At 32.5% G+C, this 332-nt stretch carries 1 pseudogene; it reads right to left on the bottom strand.

The features are described 5' to 3' along the window. Positions 1-283 (bottom strand): annotated as a pseudogene (locus AAEZ03_RS26495) (replication initiation protein); the annotation flags it as partial. Positions 284-332 lie beyond the last annotated feature (49 nt).

The following is a 332-nucleotide window of genomic DNA, read 5'->3' on the forward strand; positions in this document are numbered from 1 at the left end:
TAGCTAATACTTTGAATTTAAAGCCTGTTATGGTTCTGCCTTTTTTGACCTGTTCATAACTGACTTTAATATCTGACTTCTCATTAATCTCTTCGATTGAAGAATCTAAAATACGTTTTTTAAAGTTATCCATCCTCGTATATTCTTCATCACCTATACCTAACTGCTCCCTAAATCTTTTCAATTCAAAGACAGGGGTGTTTTTAGTGCTTTTCCATTGTATAAGCAACTCATATAATCGCACTGAGTAAGTGCTTTTCATATTTGCAGTTTGTTCTAACATATATGACGTGAAAAATTTTTCAAAGCCATCAATTCGTACGATCTCATTC

Origin of the sequence: Pseudomonas sp. HY2-MNA-CIBAN-0224 (genome assembly GCF_040310285.1) — a bacterium.
In the GTDB taxonomy this organism is placed as follows: domain Bacteria; phylum Pseudomonadota; class Gammaproteobacteria; order Pseudomonadales; family Pseudomonadaceae; genus Aquipseudomonas; species Aquipseudomonas helleri.